Raw genomic sequence first — 23,205 nt, 5'->3', positions numbered from 1 at the left:
AAACGAACTGTGTAACCTCAGTTTTCATAGCGCGTCCATCTGCACGCGGTCCTCGCCGAACATCACCTGGAAGCTTTGCAGAGCCGGTTTCGGATCTGGTTCGGCGCCGCTGGTTCCATCTTGATACTGGTGATGCTCATCGGCTGGGGGCTGCTGGGCTATTACACGCGTGAGTTGTCAGCAGCGAAAGAGGAACTCCAGCGCTACGAACAAGCTGTCCCAATCGTCCATGCATTCTATGCTTCTGATGCTTTCATTTGCGGCGCACGCATTTGCTCGAACGACGATCCCAAAGGAGAACGGGCGGGCGACAAGCGTCAGTATCGGCAAGCCAAGCCGCGCCCACAGAAATAAGATGCTCGTTCGGCACGCCGGGAGGATTGACAGGATCGGCAGTACAACGCATTGGTCGCAGAAGCTACTCAATACTTACGCACGCTTACGCGACTCGATCAGATCCAGATTGCGCACCAACCGGCGCGACAGATCGTCGGAGATCTCGTGGCGGCGCGCAAGCTTGAACAGCTCGTTGCGCTCTGCCACCAACGCCGCGTGACGGAACTGGCACAGCGCCTGTTCGTAGGCACCGGCTTCTTCCGGATCGGTTTCGGCCATGTCCACCGCGCCCAGCTTGCGCTGATAACGCTGACTGACCTGATTGGCCGCAGCGTTGTAACGCTCGGCATTCTTGCTGCCTTCCACCAACCGCTGGCGCAGTTTTTCCACTGCCTCCAGCGCGGCCTGCGAGGCGGCCTTGACGGCCAGGTCTTCCTTCAGCTGCTCGTCTTCTTCTTCCGGCAACTCCAGCCCGTGCAGCAGGCGCGGCAACGCCACGCTGGCCACCAGCAACGAGACCAGGATCACCGAGGCGGCCAGAAAAATCGCCAACTGGCGGGCCGGAAACGGCGAGCCGTCTTCCAGCATCAATGGCAGTGTGAGCACGCCGGCCAGGGTGATCGCGCCGCGCACGCCGGCCAGCGACACCGCCACCACGATCCGCCACGGCGGGCTGACATGCTGCTCGCCACGTCGCTGCGCCTTGAAGATGTTCCAGCGCAGCGACAGGAAAACCCACACGAAACGCAGTGCCATCAGGCTGGTGCTGATGGTCAGCACATACACCGCCAGCCACCACGGATTGAGGTGCCCAGCCTGCTGGACGCTGCGTACTGCACCGTCCAGGATCCCCGGCAACTGCTCGCCCAGCAGCACGAAGATGATGCCATTGAAGGTGAACTGCACCGTGTCCCACACTGCCGAGCGCTGCAGACGCATATTGCCCGGCGCGTTGCCGGCCATTTCCACGTAACTCATGGTGACGCCGGCGGCCACCGCGGCCAGGATGCCCGAGGCATGGAAGGCTTCGGCCAGCAGATACGCCGCGAACGGGGTGAGCAGGTTGACCAGAATCGCCGAACCCGGCTCCTCGCCGAAATGGCGCCAGATCCAGGCCTGGATGCGGCTCAGACCGAACGTGGTCGCCACACCCAACGCGAGCCCGGCCAACGCCACCCACAGGAAGGTCAGCGAGGCAGTGGCGATCGAAAAAGTGCCCGTCAACACGGCCGCCACTGCGAACTGGAAACACACAAGGCCGGACGCATCGTTGAGCAACGACTCGCCTTCCAAGATGTGCATCAAACGCTTGGGTATCCGCACTTTGGAGGCGATCGAAGACACCGCCACCGGGTCGGTCGGCGAGATGATCGCCGCCAGCGCGAACGCCACCGCCAGCGGCATCGCCGGGATCAGCCAGTGGATCAACAGGCCCGCTCCGATCACGGTGAACACCACCAGGCCCAGCGCCAGTTCGAGGATGGCCGCCTTGTCGCGGAACAGGCCTTGTTTGGGAATGCGCCAGCCATCCAGAAACAGCAGCGGCGGCAGAAACAACAGGAAGAACAGCTCCGGTTCCAGTTCGTGCCCTGCATCGAACACACCGGAGACCACCGCGCCAAGCGCGATCTGGACCAAGGGCAACGGCAGCAAGAACGGCAAAATACGGATCAGATAACCGCTGGCCGCGACCGCCAGCAACATGGCGAGGACGACATCGATCGAATGCATGAAAAACCTGGAAGAAGAAACGGCTGCACGTGCGGAATCGCATATTGCGACGCTCAACAACGCACCTATGGGACCATACCGGTTTGCAATCGGTGATGAAACCACCGCGCCGCTGTGGCCCGCCCGCGGCGCTGCACGACGGACCGCTACGAGAGCGCTTAAGGATGCAATTTCTGGTGCTGGTGCTGGTGCTGGTGCTGGTGCTGGTGCTGGTGCTGGTGCTGGTGCTGGTGCTGGTGCTGGTGCTGGTGCTGGTGCTGGTGCTGGTGGACCATACCCTGTTAGATACGCCGCCGAATGGAAAGGCACGCACCATGATGCGCGAGTACTTCATCGAGGCCGATGGCGCGCTGCGTAGTAGATAGTGACTGCAATCGCAGCTGGAAGACGCGCGCAACGCGCGCAGTGTATGCATCCGCAGTGGCAAGCCATGCGTCAGCGATGGCCCGCTTGCAGAGACCATCGTAAGTGCTCGGCCGATTCAATCTGACAGCGGCCGACAGCATGGACCAAGCGCTGCACATCGCCACGACGTTTGCATGAGCCGCGACCGGCTGCACCGGATGCATGCCATCGGCGACATGTAGGCGGTGCGTTGCCAGGTGGGCGCCGGAAGGCACGCTGCTACGGCCGGGATCCAACTACCGCTCAATGAGACCGGCACGCCCCGTGGGGCATGCCGTCTGCTAATAGCGTCCTTGCACGGCCACTGCGCGCCAACCATCTGCTGCCCAACCGTTTGATCCGTTGCATCTTCGACGAGCTTGATGCGCACAGGTTAGTTGCCTGCACCACCGTTGTGTACATCGTTCGCGTCGAGCACCTCGATATGCGCCTTCGAGAAAGCAAGCGTCGATGGACCGCCGCCCTTGTAGTTGGCACTGCCATCGAACCCGATATTTTTGTATCTATAGCTCAACAGGATCACTTGGGTGGGATGCCAAGATCCGCCGCCATCGTTATGACTTTCAACGTTGGCCACGCGCGCAGAATTGACCATGAACTCCCACTCGCCCGGGACGACCCATTTCTGTCCGGATCGATCAACTGAATTCACTGTTTCCGGACATCATTGTCTGCAGCCTCTGAGTCATTATTCGCCTCTCATGGTGGTACCCGGGATGGGGTCCAGCACTCACGTTGATTAACGCAAGTTGTCAGCACATCCCAGGAACGATTGCGCTTGCTCAATCGACGCCAGAGCGTACAACCTCAATCTGCATCGGTACGAAAAACACCCGCCACCGCCACTGATCGAGCAGCCTCAACCTTTGGCTATGGATCCAGTGCAATTCACCCCGACTGAGTCCGCAATCGCGTTGCAATGCAGCACGTCCATGTAAAAATCACGTGATGCATCCGCGTTGCATTGGTGCGAATATCCAGTTCAACGGTTGCCATCCAGGCGATCGCTTACCCAAAGGATCGATGCCTCATGAAGAGTTCATTCCAGTCGCTTGCCGTTGCCGCTGCCATTGCCCTGACCAGCGCGATGGCCCCCGCCTACGCTGCGTCCAATCCCATGGTAGGCGGTGCGCCGATGCTGGCCACCAAGGATATCGTCGACAACGCGGTCAACTCCAAGGACCACACCACCCTGGTGGCCGCAGTCAAAGCCGCCGGCCTGGTCGACACCCTGAAAGGCCCAGGGCCGTTCACCGTGTTCGCTCCGACCAATGCAGCATTTGCCGCACTGCCGGCCGGCACGGTTGAAACGCTGTTGAAGCCAGCATCCAAGCCCAACCTGACCAAGGTACTGACCTATCACGTGGTGCCCGGCAAGGTGGATGCCGCCTCGCTGATCGCCAAGATCAAGGCCGGCGGCGGTAGCGCCACGCTGACCACCGTGCAGGGCGAACCGCTGACCGCAAAGCTCAATGGCAAGAAGGTCACCATCACCGACGTCAAGGGCAACACCGCCAACGTCACCATTGCCGATGTCATGCAGAGCAATGGCGTAATCCACGTGGTGGACAAAGTGCTAATGCCGTAACTGCATGTGGTTGCATGCGAGCGTCTTTCGTGAGGTCCGCATGACCCCATCGGCGGAATGTCCGTTTATTCCGCCGATGGGCGCTGCAGCGGATCGACAGAGCTTGTTTGGTGGTGATTTTTTTACGTTTCCACGTCGCTGATAAAATGCGATCGCGCGCAGGTGCATTGCTGACCTCGATGTGAAAGGTCCAATCGCGCGATTCAAACAGAAGTGCCGTGGACGCGGCGCATTATCGACATCGTTTTGCCGCATCCACGTGCGCTCTCTACATCTGTGCAGAAAGATTCAAGTCACACTCTGCGCGGTGCGGGGGAGCCCTGTTTCCTGCACCGTTACCCGGCCGCGAAGCGGCGGTGACGGCACCCTTGGTTCGCCAGGGGTGCCGTTTGGCGTCTCGGTTGCCGGGACACCGTGCGCTGGCGCTTGCATGCGTATTTTTCTAAGAGCGGCTAACAAAACGTAGCGAGCAGTCGTCAGGTGGGTGCGGACGATGCGCAGGAACCGGAGTGTACGCGTGGTATATGCCGATTCCGAGCACCGGCCGCGCCCGCCTGACGGTGAGCGCAGTCGTTTTGTTAGCCGCTCTTAGCCCCAATCGAACCCTCCACCGGCATTGGTGGGTCCAGCAATTGGCGTAAGTCCTCGACAAACCTTCGATAGCCTTCTTCGCGCGCAGCGGATGGCTGGCGCAACACCCAGGACGGATGCACGGTGGTCAATACAGGCGTGCCATCGTCCAAGCGTTGCCACTGCCCGCGCTCCTGCATCAACCGAAAACCTTTGCCCAACACCGCTTGCGCTGCAATCGCGCCCAAACACACGATCTGCGCCGGACGCAGTTGCGTGCGCTCGGCCAGCAACCATCCGCTGCATGCCTGCATATGCGAACGTTCCGGATTGCGATGCAGACGGCGCTTTCCACGCTGCTCAAAACGGAAATGCTTGACCGCATTGGTCACATAGAACGTTTCGCGGCCGACACCCAGCTCGCCCAGCGCCATATTGAACAGGCGCCCGGCTGGCCCGACAAACGGACGCCCGCTCAGATCCTCCTCATCACCCGGCTGCTCGCCGATCACCATCACCGAGGCATCGTTCGGCCCTTCACCGAACACCGTCTGCGTTGCCGGTTGCCACAATTCGCAACGCCGGCAATCGCGCGCAGCCAAGCGCAACTGCGCCAGGCTTTGGGTTGCCACTTCCGGAACCGGTAGTGGGGCCACCGGAACCCGCCGCCGCACCGGCTCGGGGGCACGCTCGGCCATCTCGCGCACCCGCATACCGGCTTCGCGGATCAGCTCCGGCAACAAGACCGCTTCGGGCAGGTTCTTCCAGTATTTTTGCGGCATTTCCTGCCGCATCATGGTGGGATTGAGCCGCGCCGGATTGAAGATGTGCGCGTAGTACGTACGCCACAAGGTTTCCTGCGCATCGTCGGCCGGCACCTGCGTACGCACCGCGCCCTCGCCGAACGTCAATGCCTCGCCATCCCAACGCACACTGCGATACGGTGTGAGAATCGCCCAACGCATGCCAGCGAATCGGCGCGCGAAAAATGGCGCCACCCGATCCACGATCCAATGCTCGGGCTCGAACCACGCCATGAAGTCTTCTTCGTCGCCGGGCAGGCGCCGAAAGCGCACAAACGCCTTCATCTTGTGCGAGTCGCGCTGCACTGTTTTCTGCCACTGGACCACACGATGCACATCGACATCGGTCGCCCGCTCCAGCAACGCCCGCTCTCCGGACGCCAACCGCCACAACAACCGATACAGCACCGCATACCGCTGCGGATCACGATGACACAACACCGCCCCCGCCATTTGCAAAAACTCCGCCGATACGCGCGGCGCAGCCAGAAACGCAGGCAAATCCAGCACCCCCGGCCCCATCAACAATCCACCCTGCGCCCCACCATTCCACGCAATCGAATCCGGCTCCACCTGCGCACGCCATCCCGCCCGCGCCAACGCACGCCACGCGTCGAGACTCCAAACCGGCTCTACTTCGGCACTGAACATCGCTTACACCTGACCTCTCAAGATGCGCAACCTCGCCACGGTGACTGCCGTCGATATCGTTGCGTTGTTGCTGTTTTTTGAGTTGGTGCCGCTGCTTGTCGCTGGCGATTGTGCTGCACCAAAACGCGCAGCGTCACAGGCGTAAACGGCAGTCGGTCAGCGGCACCATTGCGTACAGCCGCTGCTCATCGGCCCGTCGGGCACCTTTCCTCCTGAAGGGGACGCCCCGACGAGAGAAGGAAAGGCATCGCCACCACACGCGGACTCAATCGAACAAACCTGCCTGTCGCGGCGCTGGCGCTAACTGCGCACGCAACCTGGCCGGATCATCCAAGCGCTGGCGCGGATGATGATCCAGCACACTCACGAACGGCAGCAGCTTCTTCATCGGTACCCGCAACCGCGCCAGATCCCCTACCCGCAACCGCGCATGCCGTCGCGACAACAACAAGCGCTCCACATTGCGCGTGCCCAAGCCCGGTACCCGTAGCAACATCTCGCGCGGTGCCGCGTTCAAATCCACCGGAAAGCGCTCCGGATTGCGCAACGCCCATGCCAGCTTCGGGTCCACGTCCAGATCGAGCATGCCGCTGGAGTTTGCCGGCGCGATTTCTTCCACGCTGAACGCGTAGAAACGCAGCAGCCAATCGGCCTGATACAGCCGATGCTCGCGTTGCAGCGGCGGTGGCTGCAGCGGCAATTTGGATGACGCATCCGGGATTGGGCTGAACGCCGAGTAGTACACCCGGCGCATCCGATAATTGCCGTAGAGAGTGTGGCTGGTGTCCAGAATGCTGCGATCGTTGGCGTCGTCGGCGCCGACGATCATCTGCGTGCTTTGCCCGGCCGGTGCGAAGCGCGGTGGCTTGGCGCGGCGCACTTTTTCCGCCTTGCGCGCGAGCTGATTTTCTTCGATGCGCCAACGCAGTTCGCCCATCGCCGAGCGGATGCCGCCAACGCTTTTTTCCGGCGCCAGCAGCGTCAATCCCTGTTCGGTCGGCAGCTCCACGTTGATGCTCAGACGATCGGCATGGCGACCGGCCGCCGCCAACAACTCCGGCGTTGCATCGGGGATGGTCTTGAGATGGATGTAGCCGGCGAAGTGATGCACCTCGCGCAGCTGCCGCGCCACTTCCACCAGCTGCTCCATTGTGTAGTCGGAGTTGCGGATGATGCCGCTGGAGAGAAACAAGCCTTCGATGTAATTGCGCTTGTAAAAGTCCAACGTCAGGGTGACCACTTCTTCCGGTGTGAAGCGCGCGCGGCGCACGTTGCTGGAGACGCGATTGACGCAATACGCGCAGTCGAACACGCAGAAGTTGGTCAGCAAGATCTTCAGCAACGACACACAGCGGCCGTCTGGCGTGTAGGAGTGACAGATGCCCATGCCTTCGGTGCTACCGATGCCGCCGGTACCGAGCGAATTGCGCTTGTTCGCGCCACTGGAGGCGCAGGAGGCGTCGTATTTGGCGGCGTCGGCGAGAATGGCGAGTTTGTCGAGGATTTTCACGCGGTCAGCATGCGGCGATGGCGTCTCAGCCTATGAGACTGAGACGCACCGCATCGTGAATGCTTCAGAGCGCTACAAGCCTTGCACCGCAACCGGAGCCGTCAGCGCGTCATTACACCGACCGCAGCCTTACCGTTCGGGCCACACGGCACTAACACGCGGCCGGCCATTCTTCCACCGTCATGCCTCTTTTACTGCACGGAGTTTCCCCCATGCACACCCGCACGCTTGGCCGTTCCGGCCCCACCGTTTCCGCCCTCGGTCTCGGCTGCATGGGCATGAGCGCGTTCTATGGCGATCGCAGCGACGAAGCCGCCTCGATTGCAGTGATCCACCACGCACTCGATCACGCCATCAGCCTGCTCGACACAGCCGACATGTACGGCCCGCACACCAATGAAGTGTTGGTCGGCAAGGCGATCGCTTCGCGCCGGCACGAAGTGTTCCTGGCCACCAAGTTCGGCATCAAGCTCGATCCCAACGACCCGTCGGTGCGCGGTATCGACGGCAGCCCGGACTATGTGCAGTCCGCCTGCGAAGCCAGCCTGCACCGCCTGGGCGTGGAGCATATCGATCTGTATTATCAGCACCGCGTGGATCCCAACGTGCCGATCGAAGACACCGTGGGTGCGATGTCGCGTTTGGTCGAGCAAGGCAAGGTGCGTTTTCTCGGTCTGTCGGAAGCGGCCGCAGCCACCATTCGCCGCGCGCATGCGGTGCATCCGATCACCGCAGTGCAGACCGAATATTCGTTATGGTCGCGCGAGCCGGAAGACAACGGGGTGTTCGCTGCCGTGCGCGAGCTAGGTATCGGGTTCGTACCCTACTCGCCGCTGGGGCGCGGTTTTCTCACTGGCGCGTTCTCGTCGCCGGGCGATTTCGATGCCGATGATTACCGTCGCCATTCGCCGCGCTTCCAGGGCGAGAACTTCACTCGCAACTTGCAGCTGGTAGAACAGGTGAAGGCCATCGCAACCGACAAGGGCATCACTCCGGGCCAGCTGGCATTGGCCTGGGTGCTGGCGCAGGGCCAGGATCTAGTGCCGATCCCCGGCACCAAGCGCCTCGGCTATCTGGAAGAAAACATCGGCGCGCTCGATGTGGCGCTGATGCCGGACGAGCTCGCACGCATCGATGCGATTTTCCCGCCACAGGCCGCGTCCGGCATGCGTTACCCAGAAGCGATGATGCGTGCAGTCAACCGCTGAGGCGACGCCGCGCGGCCGCAGACGCTTGCGGCCGCGCACGACTCACACGCTTACGCCAGTGCGGCTTGCACACTTGGCACCACCACCGCACGAGCCAGACGCCCAATGCTGTCCTTCGTGATTCCCGCCCATGACGAGGCCGCGCTGATCGGCGACACGCTGCAGTGCCTGCATGCCTGCGCGCAGAGCATGCAGCTGGACTACGAAGCGATCGTGGTCGCCGATGCCTGCGGGGACGACACCGCAACCATTGCACGCACGCATGGCGCGCAGGTACTGGAAGTGCAGCTGCGGCATATCGCGGCCACGCGCAACGCCGGTGCACAACTGGCGCGAGGCGACCGGCTGCTGTTTCTGGATGCAGATACGCTGATCAATCCGCAGGTAGTCGGCGCAGCATTGGCAGCGCTGGATGCCGGTGCGGTGGGCGGTGGCGCGCAGGTGCATTTGCACGGCAAGCGCGTATGGTCCGAACGTGTCGCGCAAGCGCTTTTTGGCTGGTTTTTTCGTATCGGCGGTATCGCACCAGGATGCTTTTTGTTCTGCACACGCATTGCATTCGTCAGTGCGGGCGGCTTCGATACGCGTTACTACGCTGGCGAAGATGTGGCACTCAGCCGGGCGCTGGCGCGCTGCGGGCGCTTTGTGATCCTGCGCCAGACCGTGCACACCTCCGACCGCAAGCTGCGCAGCTTTTCCAAGCGCGAACACCTCGGCTTGCTGCTGCGCTTCCTGTGGCACGGGCGGCGCATGCTGCAGACCCGCGACGCACTCGGCTTTTGGTATCAGCGTCGGCGCTGAACCGGGCGTGTCCGCAATATCCCGCTACACGGCGGACCCCGCGCTCGCACCGGGACGTGGCACTGCAGGCCACTTACACTGCGCTGTCTGTTTCGGTTTCAAGAATTGCGCCGCATGGCCCCTTTGCACCGCCCCGTCCTGATCGCTGTCCTGTCTGTCGTGCTGCTGAGCACGGCCGCGTGTCACCGCGATAGCGCAGCGCCGGCCACGAGCGCGCACATCAAGCCGGCACCCAGCGCACCAAAGCTCGGCGATTTCGGTTTCGATGTTGCCGGCATGGACCGCAGCGTGGTGCCGGGCGATGACTTCTTCAGTTACGCCAGCGGCAACTGGGTCAAGACCACGCAGATTCCCGAAGATCGCTCCAGTTTCAACAGCTTCGTCAGCATCGCCATCGAAACCGAGCGGCGTAGCCGCGACATCATCGAAGGCGCAGCCGCCAATGACCGTGTCACCGGCGAAGACAAGCAGATCGGCGACTACTACGCCGCCTACATGGACGAAGCCAGCATCGAGGTCAAGGGCGTGCGTCCGGTCCAACCGGAACTGGATGCGATCGCGCAGCTGGACGACAAGCAGGCGTTGGCGCGCATCTTGGGCAGCCAGTTGCGCACCGATGTGGATCTTCTCAACTCCACCAATTTCCATACCGACCGTCTGTTCGGCCTGTGGGTCTCGCAGGATCTGCATCATCCCGGCCGCTATGTGCCATATCTGGTGCAAGGCGGATTGGGCATGCCAGACCGCAGCTTCTATCTGGATGACGGGCGCATGACGCAGCCGCGCGAGGCCTACCGCGCGCATATCGTCAAGCTGCTGAAACTTGCCGGCGTCGGCGACGCGCCGGCCAAGGCCGTGCGCATCCTGATGATGGAAACCGCGATGGCGCGCGTGCATGCCACCGCCGAGCAGACCAACAATGTGCAAGCCGGCGCCAATGCCTGGACACAGGCCGACTTCCCGGCAAACGCACCCGGCCTGGACTGGGCGCTGTTCTTCGAAGCAGCAGGTCTGAAAGCGCAGCAGGATTTCATCGTCTGGCAACCGCAAGCGGTGAGCGGGCTATCGGCGCTGGTGCACTCCGAATCGCTGCAGGCCTGGAAGGACTACCTGAGTTTTCGCGCGCTGGACCGCGCCTCGCCGTATCTATCCAAGGCATTCGCCAATGAGCGCTTCGCGTTCTACGGCACCACGCTGGAAGGCACGCCACAGCAACGCCAACGCTGGAAGCGCGCCATCGACGCGACCAATGCCGCGTTGGGTGAGGCGGTGGGCAAACGCTACGTGCAGAAGTACGTCAGCGCGCAGACCAAGACGCGCGCCGAAAAGATGGTCAAGAACATCGTCACCGCCTTCGGCAAGCGCATCGACGCGCTGGAATGGATGACCCCGGACACCAAGCAGCATGCCAAGGCCAAGATCGCCGGTTTGACGGTGGCGGTGGGTTATCCGGACAGCTGGCGCGACTACAGCGGGCTGGACGTGCGCCGCGACGATGCGCTGGGCAATGAGGAACGCGCCACGTTGTTCGAGTACCGCCGCAACCTGACCAAGCTGGGCAAGGCGGTCGATCGCCGTGAGTGGTACCTGCTGCCGCAGGAGGTCAATGCGCTGAACGTGCCGCTGGAAAACCGCCTGATCTTTCCGGCGGCGATTCTGCAGCCGCCGTTCTTCGATCCGGCTGCCGACGATGCAGTGAATTACGGCGCGATCGGCGCGGTGATCGGCCATGAAATCAGCCACAGCTTCGACAACATGGGTGCGCTATTCGACGAGCACGGCGAGTTGCACAATTGGTGGACGCCGCAGGACTTGAAGAAATTCCAGACCGCCGGCAACGCGCTCGCCGCGCAGTTCAGTGCCTACAAACCGTTCGAGGATTTGTCGGTCAACGGCAAGCTGACGCTGGGTGAGAACATCGCCGATGTTGCCGGCCTGGCCACTGCCTACGACGCGTATCGGTTATCGCTGCAAGGCAAGCAGCCGCAGACCATCGACGGGTTCAGCCCGGATCAGCGCTTTTTCCTCGGCTTTGCGCAAGCTTGGCGCGGCAAGTATCGCGATGCGGCGTTACGCAACGCAGTGCTCACCAACGTGCACGCACCCGTCCGCTTCCGCGCGCAAACCGTGCGCAATCTCGATGCTTGGTATCCGGCATTCGATGTAAAGCAAGGTGAGCAGTTGTATCTGGCGCCCAGGCAGCGGGTAAAGATTTGGTAGTGGTTGGGCGGTGACGAGGATTGCTGCGCAGTTGGCGCTGCGCGCAGGGCAAGGCGGGCTACGTGGGGTCTGCAGCAGCTGCCTGACACCTGCTCAGGCCACTTCAGCAACATCGCTGGCGGCAATTGCATGCGGCGACAAGCACGCGCAGACAGTCCATCGCGTAGCGCCGTACGAAACAATGGCGACAAACTTCGTAGCAAACGTGCCGACGCACGCGCCTGCGCGCGTTGCGTCGTGGTGCGGCCGAGCATGTCGCTGGCCCAGCTCGGCAACAACGCGGTGCCGGCACCGAGAAACACGCCGCGCGACAGAACTGCCGCCGGCACTGGCAACTGAATGCTGGTGAGGATGTCGAGCACTTCGCGCGAGCGCGCGTCCATGCACAGTTGCCCGCGCAGGTTGGCGAAATACGCATCCACCTGCGCCTGGCCGGCGGGCACATCGGTGGCGCCCAGAGCTTCGGCCACGCGTCGCGCCTCATCGTAGTAGCGGTCGGCGATGGCGGTAGGCACCTCGCGGCAATAACGCCGACATCCCTGCAAAAAGCCGTAGGCCTCGGTGACATGCACCCAGGTCAGCAGTTCAGGATCGTTGGCGTCGTACGGCACGCCATCGGCGGTATGGCCGCGGATATGCGAATGGATGTTGCGTACGCGGGCGATCAGCTGTTCGGCTTCCCCACGTGGCGCGTAGGTGGTGCCGGCAACGAAATTGGTGGTGCGGCGCAGCCGCCCGATCAGGTCGGCGCGAAAGTTGGAATGATCGTAGACCCCGGCCAGCGCGCGCGGGTGCAGCAGCTGCAGCATCAATGCGCACAACCCACCGGACAACATGCCCGGGAATTCGGAATGCACGCGCCAGGTGACGCTGTCGGGCCCGAAGATGCCGGCATCGCCAAGTGGTTGGTCGTATTGGATGCTGCTCTGGTCACGCGGAAACGCGCCAAGTACCCAACGGCGGATCTGCTCGGTGGCGGGGGCGGTAAGAGCACGCAGGACGGCTGACATACGGCAATGATACGCAGACGGTTGCAAGGCCATGTTGCGGCCTGGCCTGCACGCCTATCAGCATCTGCCTACTCGGCGGCGCTTGTTCCGGCTTCTCGCAAGTGTGAGCGATGGGTGAGCCGCCTGGGGCCGTTGCACCACGAGCTGGTCAGGGGCTCGATGGCAGCGGCAACGATGCAGCGTCAGGTGTGCAGTGCAACAAGATCAGCGATGCAGCATTGCTGCGATCTGGCGCCATCGCCCGTATACCGCATGAATTCAACGATTTGTGCGCAGATGCGCAAGATTACGCGGCCGTCGATTCGTTTGAGGCATTGCCAAGCACAGCGAAAGTGCTAGAACTAAGAGCGTCCGACGCACGCCATGCATCGCCCGGCGTTGGATTGGTCGCTCCAGGGCACCGGCAGCCGCCAGTGCAGCAAGTCGTTCGTACCAGCCATTCGTCAGGAGCTTGTCATGATCGCTTTGTTCCAGGGTTTGGGCCTGCTATTGCAGGACAACGCACTCCATCGGCGCTCTTTCGACGAGCAGGTCGCCTACTGGCGCGACAAGACCGACCAGCAGCTCGACGAGGAACTCACTCTGCTCGGCGTCGCCAAGAAACAATGGGTGATCGCCTCGATCATCGGCTGGCAGGCGATTTCGCTGGTGTTGCTGGGCGTGATCACCCACCAACTTTGGCAGAACGACTACCACCTGACCTTCAGCCGGGTGGTGATCATCTTTACCTCGTGGGCGTCGATCCTGTTCATCATGTGGTACATCGCCGATCTGTTCGATCACAGCGCCGGTTTCGAGCGCTGGTTGCGGGCATTCAACAGCCGCGCACGGGTGACACCGGACGCCGACTCGGTCGAGTGCGTTGCCGATGCGCTGGAAATGACGCGTCGCTATCCGGAAGTGCTGCGCTACAAGCAGGAAGTGACCTCCAAGCGCGAGCTACGCCACGAGGACATCGTCAACATGCGTGAGATGGGCAGACTGCGGCGCTACACCGAACTGCTGCGCGACCTCGACCGCTTCGATGGGGCGCCGCGCCTGGTGGTCAATTCCTGATCCAGTTGCAAGAACGCCAGCACAGGCAAGCGAAAACGGCCGGCGCGCATGCACCGGCCGTTTTTTGTCAGCGCTCTCGCTTGAAGGCGCTCAAGCCTGCGCAACCGCCTTCTCGACCGACGGCGTACGCCAACCGCTGCGCACGCCCCAGATGTAGAACACCAGGCCGACCGCGGCGACCGCCGCCAGATCGGTGCCGTAGCCGAGGTAGCCATGTCCGCCGAAATGGCTGCTGCCGGCCCAGGACAGCAGCGCGACCACTGGCAGGTAGCAGATCATCCAGACCGCGCCCTTAAGGTTGCGGCGCAGATCCGGCCAGCCCTGCTTGGCCTGGTAGTAGCAGTACACCGGCAGGGCAACGACCATCAGCAGGATGATTTCGCCGGTCAGGGGCCAGCGCGCCCAATACAGCAGCTCGGTCGCCATGACGAAGGCCACGCCGGCCAGCACCGGCAGCGCGGCGATGCGCAGCGGGCGATGCAGTTCCGGTGCGTGGCGGCGCAGCGACATCGCGCTGATCGGGCCGGTGAGATATGAAATGATGGTCGCCACCGAGATCACCGCCGCCAGCGTGCCCCAGCCGCGGAAAAAGAACAGGAACACGAACGACACCGCCAGGTTGAAGAACATCGCCATGCGCGGCACTCCCCAGACCGGGTGCAGCTTGCCAAACACCGACGGCATGGTGCCGTTCTTTTCCATGCCGTAGACCATGCGCGCGGTGGTGGCGGTGTAGGTGATGCCGGTGCCGCTGGGGCTGACGAACGCATCGATGTACAGCAGCATCGCTAGCCAATGCAGGTTGACGATGATGGCCAGCTCGGCGAACGGCGAGCGGAAATCGATGCCGTGCCAGCCGGCCTTGGCCAGCAAATCCGGCGGCACCGCGCCGATGTAAGCCACCTGCAAAATCACGTAGACCACCGTGGCCAGCGCGATCGAGCCCAACACTGCGAACGGAATGCTGCGGCCCGGGTTACGCGCTTCGCCGGCCAGGTTCACCGGGCTCTGGAAACCGTTGAAGCTGAAGACGATGCCGGCGGTCGCTACTGCGGTCAATATCGCGGCCAAGTCGAGCACGTGTTTACCGCCGTCGACGCCGACGCTGAAGTTTTCGGTATGGAAGCCGCTGGCGATCAAGGCCACACCGGTCGCTGCCGGCACCACCAGCTTGAACACCGTAATCAAGGTGTTGGAGCGTGCGAACAGCTTGACGCTCCAGAAATTCAGGAAGAAATACACCAGCACCAGCACCGCCGAAATCAGCAGGCCGGGCACCGACAACTCTCCTCCTCCACCGGGCGCATGCGCATACAAGCCTTGCGCCCAGGCCCACGGCCAGGAAGCCATGTATTGCACCGAGGCCTCGGCCTCGACCGGGATCACCGAGACGATCGCGATCCAGTTGGCCCAGCCGGCGATGAAGCCGACCAGCGAGCCATGCGAATAGTGGCTGTAGCGCACCATGCCGCCAGATTCGGGGAACATGGCGCCGAGTTCGGCGTAAGACAGCGCGATGGTGGTGATGATCGCTGCGCCCAGAATCCAGGCCCAGATCGCGCCCGGACCGGCCAATCCCGCCGCGCGCCAGGCGCCGAACAGCCAACCGGAACCAATGATCGAACCCAAGCCGGTAAGCATGAGGGCGAAGGGGCCAACGTCTCGGTGTAGCGTTTGTTCGGACATGAAGAGCCTAGCTGTGAGGACGCCGTGAACCGGCAACAAGCCGGTAATGATCGCAGAAGCGGCCGCTTGCCGTTAGTACGTATTCAGGCTTGCGTCGATTTCACATGGTTGCCCGCCCGTCGGTCGGCCCCGCCAAGCGCGATGCGACGAAAACGGAAACGGAGGCCTGGCCATGGCGATCGGTGCCGGGGGCGATGGCGTCAAGGCATCAAGAAGGCGTCATGCGGGAGTGGCGATCGGTCTGCCGCGCGATTGCCGCTGCCGAAACCGATACACGCCAGAGCTGCGCACGCAGCATCTTGCAGGACGGATTCGATGCCGGCATGGCACGCTCCAGCTCGATCGACATCGAGTCATGCAACTGTCGCCAGGCCTGCGCCACAGCACAGGTCGCCATCGCATCGGGATCACCGTTTCCACCGATCGTGCTAACACTGGCCGGACTAGCGTAGCGACTACGCGGTACTGCCTTGAGATACGAACGACGATGACGACGGTGCAATCCAGAGAACGCTTGGTGACGTGGCTGCAGGATGCTGACGCGATGGAGCAGGAAGCTGAGACCTTGTCGATCTCTAAGGCATCGCGCGTTGCGCATGACCTAGAGTTAAAGCTGCGGGCGGAGCAACACATGCAAAAAACGCAGCAGCAGTCCGCAAGTGTGCAGCAGTGTTGGGACCTGGTCGGTGGCGGCGTCCCAGCCCTCAAAGGCATGCTCGGCAGCGTCACGGTCGGCATGCGTGCCGCCGGCAAGGCATTGATGACCGATGAAGTGGCCAAGGGCGTGAGCATCAGCGACGCCTTTGAACATCTGGAGATCCCCACCCATCGCGCACTCGTCGTCGCAACGCGCGTTGCCAGCCAAACGCAGGTGGCACAGAACTGCAAAAACATCCTGCAGCAACAGTATCGAGATGGCCGTATAACGCCTCGGGCATCAGGAAGCAATCATGCTCGCGTTTCTCGAACGCCAATAACTGTAAGGCGTCACCGCCAGGCGGTGAATCGCATCGTTTCAACCCTCTAACCACTTGAAAGGAGCCATCCATGGCGATCACGACTGTCGAAGAACTTTTTATCCACGAGCTGTCGGACATCTACAGCGCCGAGAAGCAGCTGACCAAGTCCCTCCCGCGCTTGGCCAACGCAGCAACCGAGCCGAAGCTGAAACAAGCTTTTGCACTCCATCTGGAGGAAACCCAGGGCCAGATTGAACGCATCGATCAGGTCGTGGAAGCGCTGGGCATCAAGCTCAAGCGCATCAAGTGCGCTGCGATGGAAGGCCTGGTCGAAGAAAGCCGCGAGGTGATCGAAGAGATCGAAGCAGGCCCGGTGCGCGATGCCGCGCTGATCGGCGGTGCGCAAAAGGTGGAGCATTACGAGATTGCCTCGTACGGCACCATCGCCGCGATCGCCAAGCAACTGGGCTACGCCGAAGCGCTGCCGCTCCTGCTTGCGACGCTGGAAGAAGAAAAGGCCACCGATCAAAAGCTGACTTCGCTCGCCGAGCAAGGCGGTAACGAAAAAGCATCCAAGGCCAGCAAAGCGGCTTGAGCCATCGCGCAGCTCGGCACGGCCGCCCTGCGCTGGTTCGCATCTTTTGCGGGCATCCCCCGAAAGCCAAAGCCCCACGTTTCTGCCCGCTTCTTGAGTGGCAGCAGTCGCCGGGCGTTAGCCATGGAGCACGACCCATGTTCATGCATAACAAGCGTTTGATGTACACCGTCCGCGTTGCCGAACCGAATCCGGATCTGGCCACGTTGATGCTCGAACAGTTCGGCGGACCGCAGGGCGAACTCGCCGCTGCGATGCGCTACTTCACCCAGGCATTGGGCGAAGACGATCCGGGCCGCAAGGATCTGTTGTTGGATATTGCCACCGAAGAAATCAGCCATTTGGAAGTGATCGGTTCGATCATCGCCATGCTCAACAAGGGTCCGAAAGCAGTGCTCTCCGAGGGCATGGAAGACGCCATGGAGATGCGCACCATGACCCAGAACAGCACCAGCCATACCCAGCAGATTCTGTATGGCGGTGGTCCGGCGCTGGTCAATTCCAGTGGTGTGCCGTGGACCGCAGCGTATGTCGATTCAATTGGCTGCCCTACCGCGGACATGCGCTCCAATATCGCTGCCGAAGCACGTGCCAAGCTGGTCTATGAGCGTTTGATCACTGTGACCGATGATCCGGGCATCGTCGATGCATTGCGCTTTTTGATGACGCGCGAAGTGGCGCATCAGAAGTCGTTCGAAAAAGCTTTGTACTCGATCGAGCCGAACTTCCCGCCGGGCAAGCTGCCGGGCGATCGGCGCTTCACCGACAAGTACTACAACACCTCGCAGGGCGAAGGCGACATGGTCGGCCCGTGGAATGCTGGCGAGCAGTGGGAAGTGGTGACAGATCGCGAGCTGCAGGCCGCGGTCGATGGCGGCGATGGCTCGGCGACGGTAGCGCTGGATGCAACCCAGACGGCCGCGCTGGATGCGATGTCGCTGCGTCTGCTGTCCAACCCGGAACTGGATCGCATGACGGGCGCCGACCTGGGCGCAGGCCCAGGTGCCGGCTCCACCACCGGCGACATTCAGCGCTAAGAGCGGCTAACAAAACTACTGCGCCGCCAGGCGGGCGGGCGCGGACGGCGTGGAGGAACCGGAGTGTACGCGTGGTACATGCCAATTCCGAGCACCGGCCGCGCCCGCCTGGCGGCGGCGCATTAGGTTTGTTAGCCGCTCTAATAACTGAAACCAGCAAGGGGCCCGAGGGGCCCCTTGGCTTATGTTGCCTGGCATGATCGGTCACGCCCGCGCGACCTGCGCCGAGCGCTCTTCGCTTGCCCATTCCGGCCGCACACCGGCAGCAGGAGTGCAACGCTCCAACCGCCATGGGGTGAGATGGCGCATGGCCTCGTTGCCACCAGCGTGCAGCCACTGCCGTACATCGCCGTCGATACAGAGCGGCCGATGCGTCGGCATGCTCACCGATGAGGCGACCAGCAACGAAAATCCCATCTGCAGACGGCCGCCGATATCCATCACGTTGCGCAGGCCGGCCGCGTACACCGCACCGCCATCCTGGCTCAGCCAAGTGGCTGCGGTGGTACCGTCTGCCGACACCGTACAGGCGAATCCGCATAGCGGAATCGCGCAGCGCTGCGTTTCCCAAATGGCCAGATCAACGCCGCCCAACCAACCGGGTTCTTGCATATGGATCGAACGCTGCTGGCCCGGCGCGCGCCGTCCGAAGGTGGCACGCTCCTCGCGTTTGCCGCCACGGTCGGCGACCAGAATGTCGGCATCGGCACCCACACCGACCTCAACCCACGCGTTGCTCGCCGCGCGGGCAGACAACTGAAGAATGCGCGTAATCATGACTACTCCACTATGTGTGTGCATCTCGACGACATCAGTGGTCAAGCACAATACGAGCCAAGTTTTTGACTCTCGCAGATGTGGACGCTGCAAGCGTTTTACCCGGCCTCAGTTGCTGCACGCGCAATGGGAAAGTCGAATGTGTCGCAAGATCTGCACCGTCGCGCAGGATTTTCCGTACGGTACGCGTTTGCATGTACGTGCTGTCGTCTATGCATAGAGATTGCTGTGGTGCGCTAAGGAATGCACGACATGCGCGTTGTGAGCGCGCTAACTAAAAGTGGCCAACAAAACCGCTGCGCTCACCGCAAGGCGGACGCGGCCGGTGCTCGGAATCGGCATGTACCATACGTAAGCCGAGGTTCCTCCGGGCTGTGCGTACCCACCTGGCGACTGCTCGCGACGTTTTGTCAGCCAATCTAACGCCGCATGTTTCCAAACAGCAGTGACTGCAGCGAACCCCACCATCAAGCGATGCGTCATGCATCGAATCGAACATGCAACCCAAGGCGTCGGCGTGCACGCCTTACGTGCGCACGCGCACGATCAATTCCAACCAGTGCAGACGCGCTTGCACGCGTCTGAGGTCACGCATCCAACTCAACCGTGCAGCGAGTTGAGGGGCAACTGGATCTCGCATTCCAGCCGCGTGTCGCTGAGTTCGTAGCGTGTTTGCGCGTCGTGGCTGTACGGCAAGGCTTTTTCGATCAAGCGACGGCCGAACCCACCGGCGTCGTCGCGATCGTTACGCAGTTTTTGATTTACCCCTTCCTCGATCCACAGCAGCACCAAGCGCACTGGCGTGTCGCCGCTGGACACAACATTCCAACGGATCGATAAGGTCCCGGTGTCCACCGCAAGCGCGCCGTGCTTGAGTGCGTTGGTTGCCAACTCGTGCAACGCCAGCGCCAGTGTCTGCACGGTGGATTTGCGCAACGCCACGTCCGGGCCTTCGACCACGATGCGCTGCTGATCGGGCTCGGCACCGAGCGCATCCAGTTCCATGCGCAGCAACGCGCCGATGGTGGTCGGCATATTCTCCGATTGCGACAACAGCCCTTGCACGCGCGACAGCGCAGACAACCTGTCTTCGAACTTGCCGGCGAACTCCGGCATGTCCTGGCTGGTCTGCACAGTCTGCTTGGCGACCGATTGCACCACGGTGATCAGATTGCGGGTGCGGTGCTGCAACTCGCTCACCAGCACGCGTTGTTCTTCCTGCAGGCGGCGCAGGTTGTCCGATTCGGTGGAGGTTCCCAGCCATTCCAATACCTGGCCGCGCTCGTCGCGCACCGGTGCGCCGCGCGTATGAAACCAGCGATAGCCATGCTCGGCTGCGTTGAACAGGCGGTGCTCTACATCCAGCCCACCGTTCGACGTACTCTCCTGCCACGCCTTCATGGTCAGCTCGCGCTCGTCCGGATGCACCGCCTGCAGCCAGCCCCGCTCCAGGCTGTCGGCATCGCTCCGACCGGTGTAGCTGGACCATTGCGGACTGGACCAGGTCCAGCGACCGCCATCGAGCGAACGCCACACCAGCTGCGGAATGCCTTCCATCAAGGTACGCAGGCGTTGCTCACTGCTACGTAGCGCCTGCTCGGCGCGCGTGAGCGGGGTGACGTCCATGAAGGTCAGCACCGCACCACCAATGAAATTGTCCACCGTGCGATACGGCAGCACACGCACTATGTAACGCGCGTGGGTGCCGGGATTTTCGACCTCGCGATCGAGCACCGCCAGGGTGCGGATCACTCGGCGCACATCGTCCTGTAGCTCGTCATAGTCCACATGCATCTTGATGTCGCTGATCGGTCGGTGGATGTCGCTTTCCACCAGCGGCAGGATGTCGGTGACGGCAGGGGTAAAGTTGGTGACACGCAGCTCGTTGTCCAGGAACACGGTAGCGATCTGCGTGCTTTCCAGCAGGTTCTTCAGATCGCTGTTGGCCTGCGCCAGTTCCTGCACGCGATGGGCCAGTTCGCCGTTGACGGTGGTGACTTCCTCGTTGACCGACTGCAACTCTTCCTTGGAGGTTTCCAGTTCCTCATTGGCGCTTTGCAGCTCTTCATTAAGCGACTGGTATTCCTCGTTGGAGGACTTGAGTTCCTCGTTGGTGCTTTCCAGCTCTTCGATCATCGACTGCAGCCGCTCACGGGTGATGCGCAGTTCGTTTTCCAGCACCTGCACATGTTCGTTATCGGGGACGCTTTCGTGCGGCACGGGCAGCTCCACCGGTTCGCGCGCTTCCACTTCCTGGAACAGCACCACATAGCCACGCGGAGCCTCCGAATCGGAGGTAGGCTCCACGAATAGATCCACCGCCCAGCTCGATGCGTCTTCGTGCACCTGGATGCCCTTCACATGCACCGGCGACTTGTCCACCTCGGCGCGACTGAGCGCGCTACGCAGATCCAGGCGCAGATCGCGATGGATCAGATTGAGCAGATTGAGACTTGGCGCGCCGCTACCGGGACGAATGAAACGCCCGGCTTGCGAGGAAAAGTGCAGCACATCGAAATGTTCGTCCAGCACCGCATAGGCCGGCGCGTAGCGGTCGGCGATGCGCTCGCCGGCGCGCACCAACGCATTGCTGGAGGTGCGCTGCCGCTGCCGCTGCGGCGGCGCCGGCACGCGCCCGGCAGGCGCAAGCGGCAAGCTGGGGAATGTGGCATGCACGCGGCTGTCGGCATCGATCCGCTGGAACACGCGGAAGCTGCGCTCCACCGGAGAGAACAACTGCGCATGCCGTGAGACATTTTCCGCATTGCCAAGAAACAGATAGCCGCCCGGCTTGAGCGCGAAATGAAAGATCGGGATCACCCGGTTCTGCAGTTCGGCATCCAGGTAGATCAGCAGATTGCGGCACGACACCAGATCCAGCCGCGAGAACGGCGGGTCCTTGACGATGCTGTGTTGGGAGAACACGCACAACTCACGCAACTCTTTGCTCACCACATAGGTGTCGCCCTCCTTGACGAACCAGCGTCGCAAGCGTTTCGGTGCGACCTCACCCACAATGCTGGACGCGTAGCGCCCCACCCGCGCAGTAGCCAACGCGCGCCCATCGATATCGCTGGCAAAGATCTGGATGCGTGGCGCGGCATCTACCGTGTCGGCATACTCGCGCAACAGCATCGCCAACGAATACGCTTCTTCACCGGTAGAACAGCCCAATACCCACACGCGCAGACTGTCGCCCGCCTGCTTGCCCTGAAACAACCGCGGAATCACCTGCTGCTCAAGAAACTCGAACTCGCGGCGGTCGCGGAAGAACTGGGTCACGCCAATCAGCAGATCGTTGAACAGTTGCAACGGCTCGTCGAAGCGATTGCGCAGCACTTCCAGATACTGCTCCAGCGTTTCCACCTGCACCACCTGCATGCGCCGCTGTACGCGGCGCAAAAACGTGGCTCGCTTGTAACCGTGGAAATCGTGGCCGGTGGTATTGCGCAAGATGCCGGCGACCTGGCTGAGCTTGTCGTTCTCGCTGCCGTTGCGCACGCCCACCGGCGCGGGATGCCCGAAGCCGTGGTGACGCTGCATATGCGCAGCAATGCGCGCGGCTAAGCGTGGCAGCGGCAGGATATCGTCGGTGATCGCGGCCGGGTTGCTGGCGCTGCGCAGATCCAGCCCATGCAACAAGGCATCGTCCACCACCAGCGCCAGGCCACCGCACTCCTTGATCGCCGCAGTGCCCAAGGTGCCGTCGCCATCGAAGCGACCCATGATCAGGCCGATCACATTGCCGTCCTGATCGTGCGCCATCGACACGAAGAAGCTGTCGATCAACCCATGATCGCTTTCGTCATCCAGCAGTTTGCGCAGACGCAGCCGACCTTCTTCCAAGGTCACCAAGGTATCGCTGGGCGGCAGATAAAACCGGCCCGGCTGCAACCGATCGCCATCTTTGGGCACCACCAACAACGTGGCCTGTTCGCCGAGCAATTCACGCAGGCGCTGCTCGTCCAGCAACTGGCGGTCACGTAGCAACAACATGATGGCCAGATTGGAAGCGCCTGCGACCGCGTCGAGCAATTCGGCCAAGCGGGTCGCATCCAGGCCGGCAGCGCCGACTCCAAGGATGAACAATGGCGGATGCGTGGTGGGATCAGGCGCGGTGTCGTCGTGGGAAGATTCGTCGTCGGTCATGGCAGCGATCACATCGGCAGCGCCGGATTTCAAGCGCAATCTGTGATCATCGCGCAACCTGTCTCGACTGTCACGCACCACGCGCATGCAGGTGCGCAGCGCGTTGCAGAGAC

19 protein-coding genes, 3 other RNA genes and 1 pseudogene are annotated in these 23,205 nt (G+C 62.1%); 12 read left to right on the top strand and 11 right to left on the bottom strand.

The genetic code is table 11. The annotated features are described in order from the left end of the window. The first annotated feature begins 75 nt into the window (after window positions 1-75). Window positions 76-354, top strand: a complete 279-nt coding sequence (locus J5I97_RS02270) for a hypothetical protein (protein WP_244241849.1) — start codon at window positions 76-78, stop codon at window positions 352-354. Between the two features lie 75 nt (window positions 355-429). Here the strand turns inward: J5I97_RS02270 and J5I97_RS02265 are convergent, their stop codons facing one another. Beyond that, the gene (locus J5I97_RS02265) at window positions 430-2,067 is read right to left on the bottom strand and encodes a Na+/H+ antiporter (protein ID WP_208588747.1); all 1,638 of its coding nucleotides are present in this window, start codon (window positions 2,065-2,067) and stop codon (window positions 430-432) included. A gap of 164 nt (window positions 2,068-2,231) precedes the next feature. Between J5I97_RS02265 and J5I97_RS02260 the strand changes: the two genes are divergently transcribed. After that, window positions 2,232-2,432 carry a hypothetical protein gene (locus tag J5I97_RS02260; protein WP_208588746.1) on the top strand — a complete coding sequence of 67 codons (201 nt, stop codon included), beginning with the start codon at window positions 2,232-2,234 and terminating at the stop codon, window positions 2,430-2,432. A 413-nt stretch (window positions 2,433-2,845) separates the two neighbouring features. Here J5I97_RS02260 and J5I97_RS02255 read toward each other — a convergent pair whose 3' ends face one another. After that, on the bottom strand, window positions 2,846-3,124 hold the full coding sequence (locus tag J5I97_RS02255) for a hypothetical protein (RefSeq protein ID WP_238135622.1): 279 nt from the start codon (window positions 3,122-3,124) through the stop codon (window positions 2,846-2,848). Between the two features lie 378 nt (window positions 3,125-3,502). Between J5I97_RS02255 and J5I97_RS02250 the strand changes: the two genes are divergently transcribed. Beyond that, window positions 3,503-4,060, top strand: a complete 558-nt coding sequence (locus J5I97_RS02250) for a fasciclin domain-containing protein (protein ID WP_208588745.1) — start codon at window positions 3,503-3,505, stop codon at window positions 4,058-4,060. 450 nt (window positions 4,061-4,510) lie between these two features. On the opposite strand, the gene J5I97_RS02245 is transcribed toward J5I97_RS02250, so the two are convergent. Both J5I97_RS02245 and J5I97_RS02240 read right to left on the bottom strand, forming a co-directional pair. Further along, window positions 4,511-4,586, bottom strand: a non-coding RNA gene (locus J5I97_RS02245) — sX9 sRNA. Window positions 4,587-4,638: 52 nt separating this feature from the next. Then, window positions 4,639-6,084, bottom strand: a complete 1,446-nt coding sequence (locus J5I97_RS02240; RefSeq protein ID WP_208588744.1) for a UdgX family uracil-DNA binding protein — start codon at window positions 6,082-6,084, stop codon at window positions 4,639-4,641. Window positions 6,085-6,106: 22 nt separating this feature from the next. Between J5I97_RS02240 and J5I97_RS20275 the strand changes: the two genes are divergently transcribed. Continuing rightward, the gene (locus J5I97_RS20275; RefSeq protein ID WP_279631225.1) at window positions 6,107-6,229 is read left to right on the top strand and encodes a hypothetical protein; all 123 of its coding nucleotides are present in this window, start codon (window positions 6,107-6,109) and stop codon (window positions 6,227-6,229) included. A 120-nt stretch (window positions 6,230-6,349) separates the two neighbouring features. Here J5I97_RS20275 and J5I97_RS02235 read toward each other — a convergent pair whose 3' ends face one another. Next, window positions 6,350-7,594, bottom strand: coding sequence for a putative DNA modification/repair radical SAM protein (locus J5I97_RS02235; protein WP_208588741.1), 1,245 nt, complete (start codon window positions 7,592-7,594; stop codon window positions 6,350-6,352). Between the two features lie 212 nt (window positions 7,595-7,806). Between J5I97_RS02235 and J5I97_RS02230 the strand changes: the two genes are divergently transcribed. The 3 genes from J5I97_RS02230 (at window position 7,807) to J5I97_RS02220 (ending at window position 11,823) form a co-directional block, all read left to right on the top strand. After that, complete coding sequence (locus J5I97_RS02230) at window positions 7,807-8,802, top strand: aldo/keto reductase (protein WP_208588740.1); 996 nt, start codon at window positions 7,807-7,809, stop codon at window positions 8,800-8,802. Between the two features lie 105 nt (window positions 8,803-8,907). Continuing rightward, window positions 8,908-9,603 carry a glycosyltransferase gene (locus J5I97_RS02225; RefSeq protein ID WP_208588737.1) on the top strand — a complete coding sequence of 232 codons (696 nt, stop codon included), beginning with the start codon at window positions 8,908-8,910 and terminating at the stop codon, window positions 9,601-9,603. A gap of 150 nt (window positions 9,604-9,753) precedes the next feature. Then, window positions 9,754-11,823 carry a M13 family metallopeptidase gene (locus tag J5I97_RS02220; RefSeq protein WP_208591517.1) on the top strand — a complete coding sequence of 690 codons (2,070 nt, stop codon included), beginning with the start codon at window positions 9,754-9,756 and terminating at the stop codon, window positions 11,821-11,823. Between the two features lie 89 nt (window positions 11,824-11,912). On the opposite strand, the pseudogene J5I97_RS02215 reads toward J5I97_RS02220, so the two are convergent. Then, window positions 11,913-12,833 (bottom strand): annotated as a pseudogene (locus J5I97_RS02215) (oxygenase MpaB family protein); the annotation flags it as partial. 363 nt (window positions 12,834-13,196) lie between these two features. Between J5I97_RS02215 and J5I97_RS02210 the strand changes: the two are divergent. Next, window positions 13,197-13,889, top strand: a complete 693-nt coding sequence (locus tag J5I97_RS02210; RefSeq protein ID WP_208588736.1) for a hypothetical protein — start codon at window positions 13,197-13,199, stop codon at window positions 13,887-13,889. Window positions 13,890-13,979: 90 nt separating this feature from the next. Here the strand turns inward: J5I97_RS02210 and J5I97_RS02205 are convergent, their stop codons facing one another. Both J5I97_RS02205 and J5I97_RS02200 read right to left on the bottom strand, forming a co-directional pair. Next, the gene (locus tag J5I97_RS02205; RefSeq protein ID WP_208588734.1) at window positions 13,980-15,575 is read right to left on the bottom strand and encodes an APC family permease; all 1,596 of its coding nucleotides are present in this window, start codon (window positions 15,573-15,575) and stop codon (window positions 13,980-13,982) included. A 208-nt stretch (window positions 15,576-15,783) separates the two neighbouring features. Then, the gene (locus J5I97_RS02200; protein WP_208588732.1) at window positions 15,784-15,924 is read right to left on the bottom strand and encodes a hypothetical protein; all 141 of its coding nucleotides are present in this window, start codon (window positions 15,922-15,924) and stop codon (window positions 15,784-15,786) included. A 138-nt stretch (window positions 15,925-16,062) separates the two neighbouring features. On the opposite strand from J5I97_RS02200, the gene J5I97_RS02195 reads away from it, so the two are divergent. The 3 genes from J5I97_RS02195 to J5I97_RS02185 all read left to right on the top strand — a co-directional run bounded on the left by J5I97_RS02195 (window position 16,063) and on the right by J5I97_RS02185 (window position 18,166). After that, the gene (locus tag J5I97_RS02195) at window positions 16,063-16,602 is read left to right on the top strand and encodes a DUF892 family protein (RefSeq protein ID WP_238135620.1); all 540 of its coding nucleotides are present in this window, start codon (window positions 16,063-16,065) and stop codon (window positions 16,600-16,602) included. Between the two features lie 20 nt (window positions 16,603-16,622). Next, the gene (locus tag J5I97_RS02190) at window positions 16,623-17,129 is read left to right on the top strand and encodes a ferritin-like domain-containing protein (protein ID WP_208588731.1); all 507 of its coding nucleotides are present in this window, start codon (window positions 16,623-16,625) and stop codon (window positions 17,127-17,129) included. Window positions 17,130-17,266: 137 nt separating this feature from the next. Further along, window positions 17,267-18,166 carry a manganese catalase family protein gene (locus tag J5I97_RS02185; RefSeq protein ID WP_208588730.1) on the top strand — a complete coding sequence of 300 codons (900 nt, stop codon included), beginning with the start codon at window positions 17,267-17,269 and terminating at the stop codon, window positions 18,164-18,166. Between the two features lie 4 nt (window positions 18,167-18,170). On the opposite strand, the gene J5I97_RS02180 is transcribed toward J5I97_RS02185, so the two are convergent. Together J5I97_RS02180 and J5I97_RS02175 are read right to left on the bottom strand one after the other, a co-directional pair. Beyond that, window positions 18,171-18,246, bottom strand: a non-coding RNA gene (locus tag J5I97_RS02180) — sX9 sRNA. Between the two features lie 124 nt (window positions 18,247-18,370). Further along, complete coding sequence (locus J5I97_RS02175; RefSeq protein ID WP_208588729.1) at window positions 18,371-18,943, bottom strand: hypothetical protein; 573 nt, start codon at window positions 18,941-18,943, stop codon at window positions 18,371-18,373. 340 nt (window positions 18,944-19,283) lie between these two features. Here J5I97_RS02175 and J5I97_RS02170 point away from each other — a divergent pair. Then, window positions 19,284-19,359: non-coding RNA, sX9 sRNA (locus J5I97_RS02170), on the top strand. A 184-nt stretch (window positions 19,360-19,543) separates the two neighbouring features. On the opposite strand, the gene J5I97_RS02165 is transcribed toward J5I97_RS02170, so the two are convergent. After that, window positions 19,544-23,092 carry a CheR family methyltransferase gene (locus tag J5I97_RS02165; protein ID WP_208588728.1) on the bottom strand — a complete coding sequence of 1,183 codons (3,549 nt, stop codon included), beginning with the start codon at window positions 23,090-23,092 and terminating at the stop codon, window positions 19,544-19,546. Window positions 23,093-23,205 lie beyond the last annotated feature (113 nt).

Source organism: Xanthomonas fragariae (assembly GCF_017603965.1).
In the GTDB taxonomy this organism is placed as follows: domain Bacteria; phylum Pseudomonadota; class Gammaproteobacteria; order Xanthomonadales; family Xanthomonadaceae; genus Xanthomonas; species Xanthomonas fragariae_A.
Note: the sequence above shows the minus strand (reverse complement) of the source record. Positions and strands in the feature narration are given on the sequence as shown.

Excerpts from the sequence above, each read along its gene's own strand:
- J5I97_RS02175 (WP_208588729.1), bottom strand. The coding sequence starts at position 18,943 with ATGATTACGCGCATTCTTCAGTTGTCTGCCCGCGCGGCGAGCAACGCG.
- J5I97_RS02225 (WP_208588737.1), top strand. The coding sequence starts at position 8,908 with ATGCTGTCCTTCGTGATTCCCGCCCATGACGAGGCCGCGCTGATCGGC.
- J5I97_RS02240 (WP_208588744.1), bottom strand. The coding sequence starts at position 6,084 with ATGTTCAGTGCCGAAGTAGAGCCGGTTTGGAGTCTCGACGCGTGGCGT.
- J5I97_RS02260 (WP_208588746.1), top strand. The coding sequence starts at position 2,232 with ATGCAATTTCTGGTGCTGGTGCTGGTGCTGGTGCTGGTGCTGGTGCTG.
- J5I97_RS02250 (WP_208588745.1), top strand. The coding sequence starts at position 3,503 with ATGAAGAGTTCATTCCAGTCGCTTGCCGTTGCCGCTGCCATTGCCCTG.
- J5I97_RS02205 (WP_208588734.1), bottom strand. The coding sequence starts at position 15,575 with ATGTCCGAACAAACGCTACACCGAGACGTTGGCCCCTTCGCCCTCATG.
- J5I97_RS02195 (WP_238135620.1), top strand. The coding sequence starts at position 16,063 with ATGACGACGGTGCAATCCAGAGAACGCTTGGTGACGTGGCTGCAGGAT.
- J5I97_RS02165 (WP_208588728.1), bottom strand. The coding sequence starts at position 23,092 with ATGACCGACGACGAATCTTCCCACGACGACACCGCGCCTGATCCCACC.
- J5I97_RS02230 (WP_208588740.1), top strand. The coding sequence starts at position 7,807 with ATGCACACCCGCACGCTTGGCCGTTCCGGCCCCACCGTTTCCGCCCTC.
- J5I97_RS02185 (WP_208588730.1), top strand. The coding sequence starts at position 17,267 with ATGTTCATGCATAACAAGCGTTTGATGTACACCGTCCGCGTTGCCGAA.
- J5I97_RS02190 (WP_208588731.1), top strand. The coding sequence starts at position 16,623 with ATGGCGATCACGACTGTCGAAGAACTTTTTATCCACGAGCTGTCGGAC.
- J5I97_RS02200 (WP_208588732.1), bottom strand. The coding sequence starts at position 15,924 with ATGTCGATCGAGCTGGAGCGTGCCATGCCGGCATCGAATCCGTCCTGC.
- J5I97_RS20275 (WP_279631225.1), top strand. The coding sequence starts at position 6,107 with ATGCGCAACCTCGCCACGGTGACTGCCGTCGATATCGTTGCGTTGTTG.
- J5I97_RS02265 (WP_208588747.1), bottom strand. The coding sequence starts at position 2,067 with ATGCATTCGATCGATGTCGTCCTCGCCATGTTGCTGGCGGTCGCGGCC.
- J5I97_RS02210 (WP_208588736.1), top strand. The coding sequence starts at position 13,197 with ATGCATCGCCCGGCGTTGGATTGGTCGCTCCAGGGCACCGGCAGCCGC.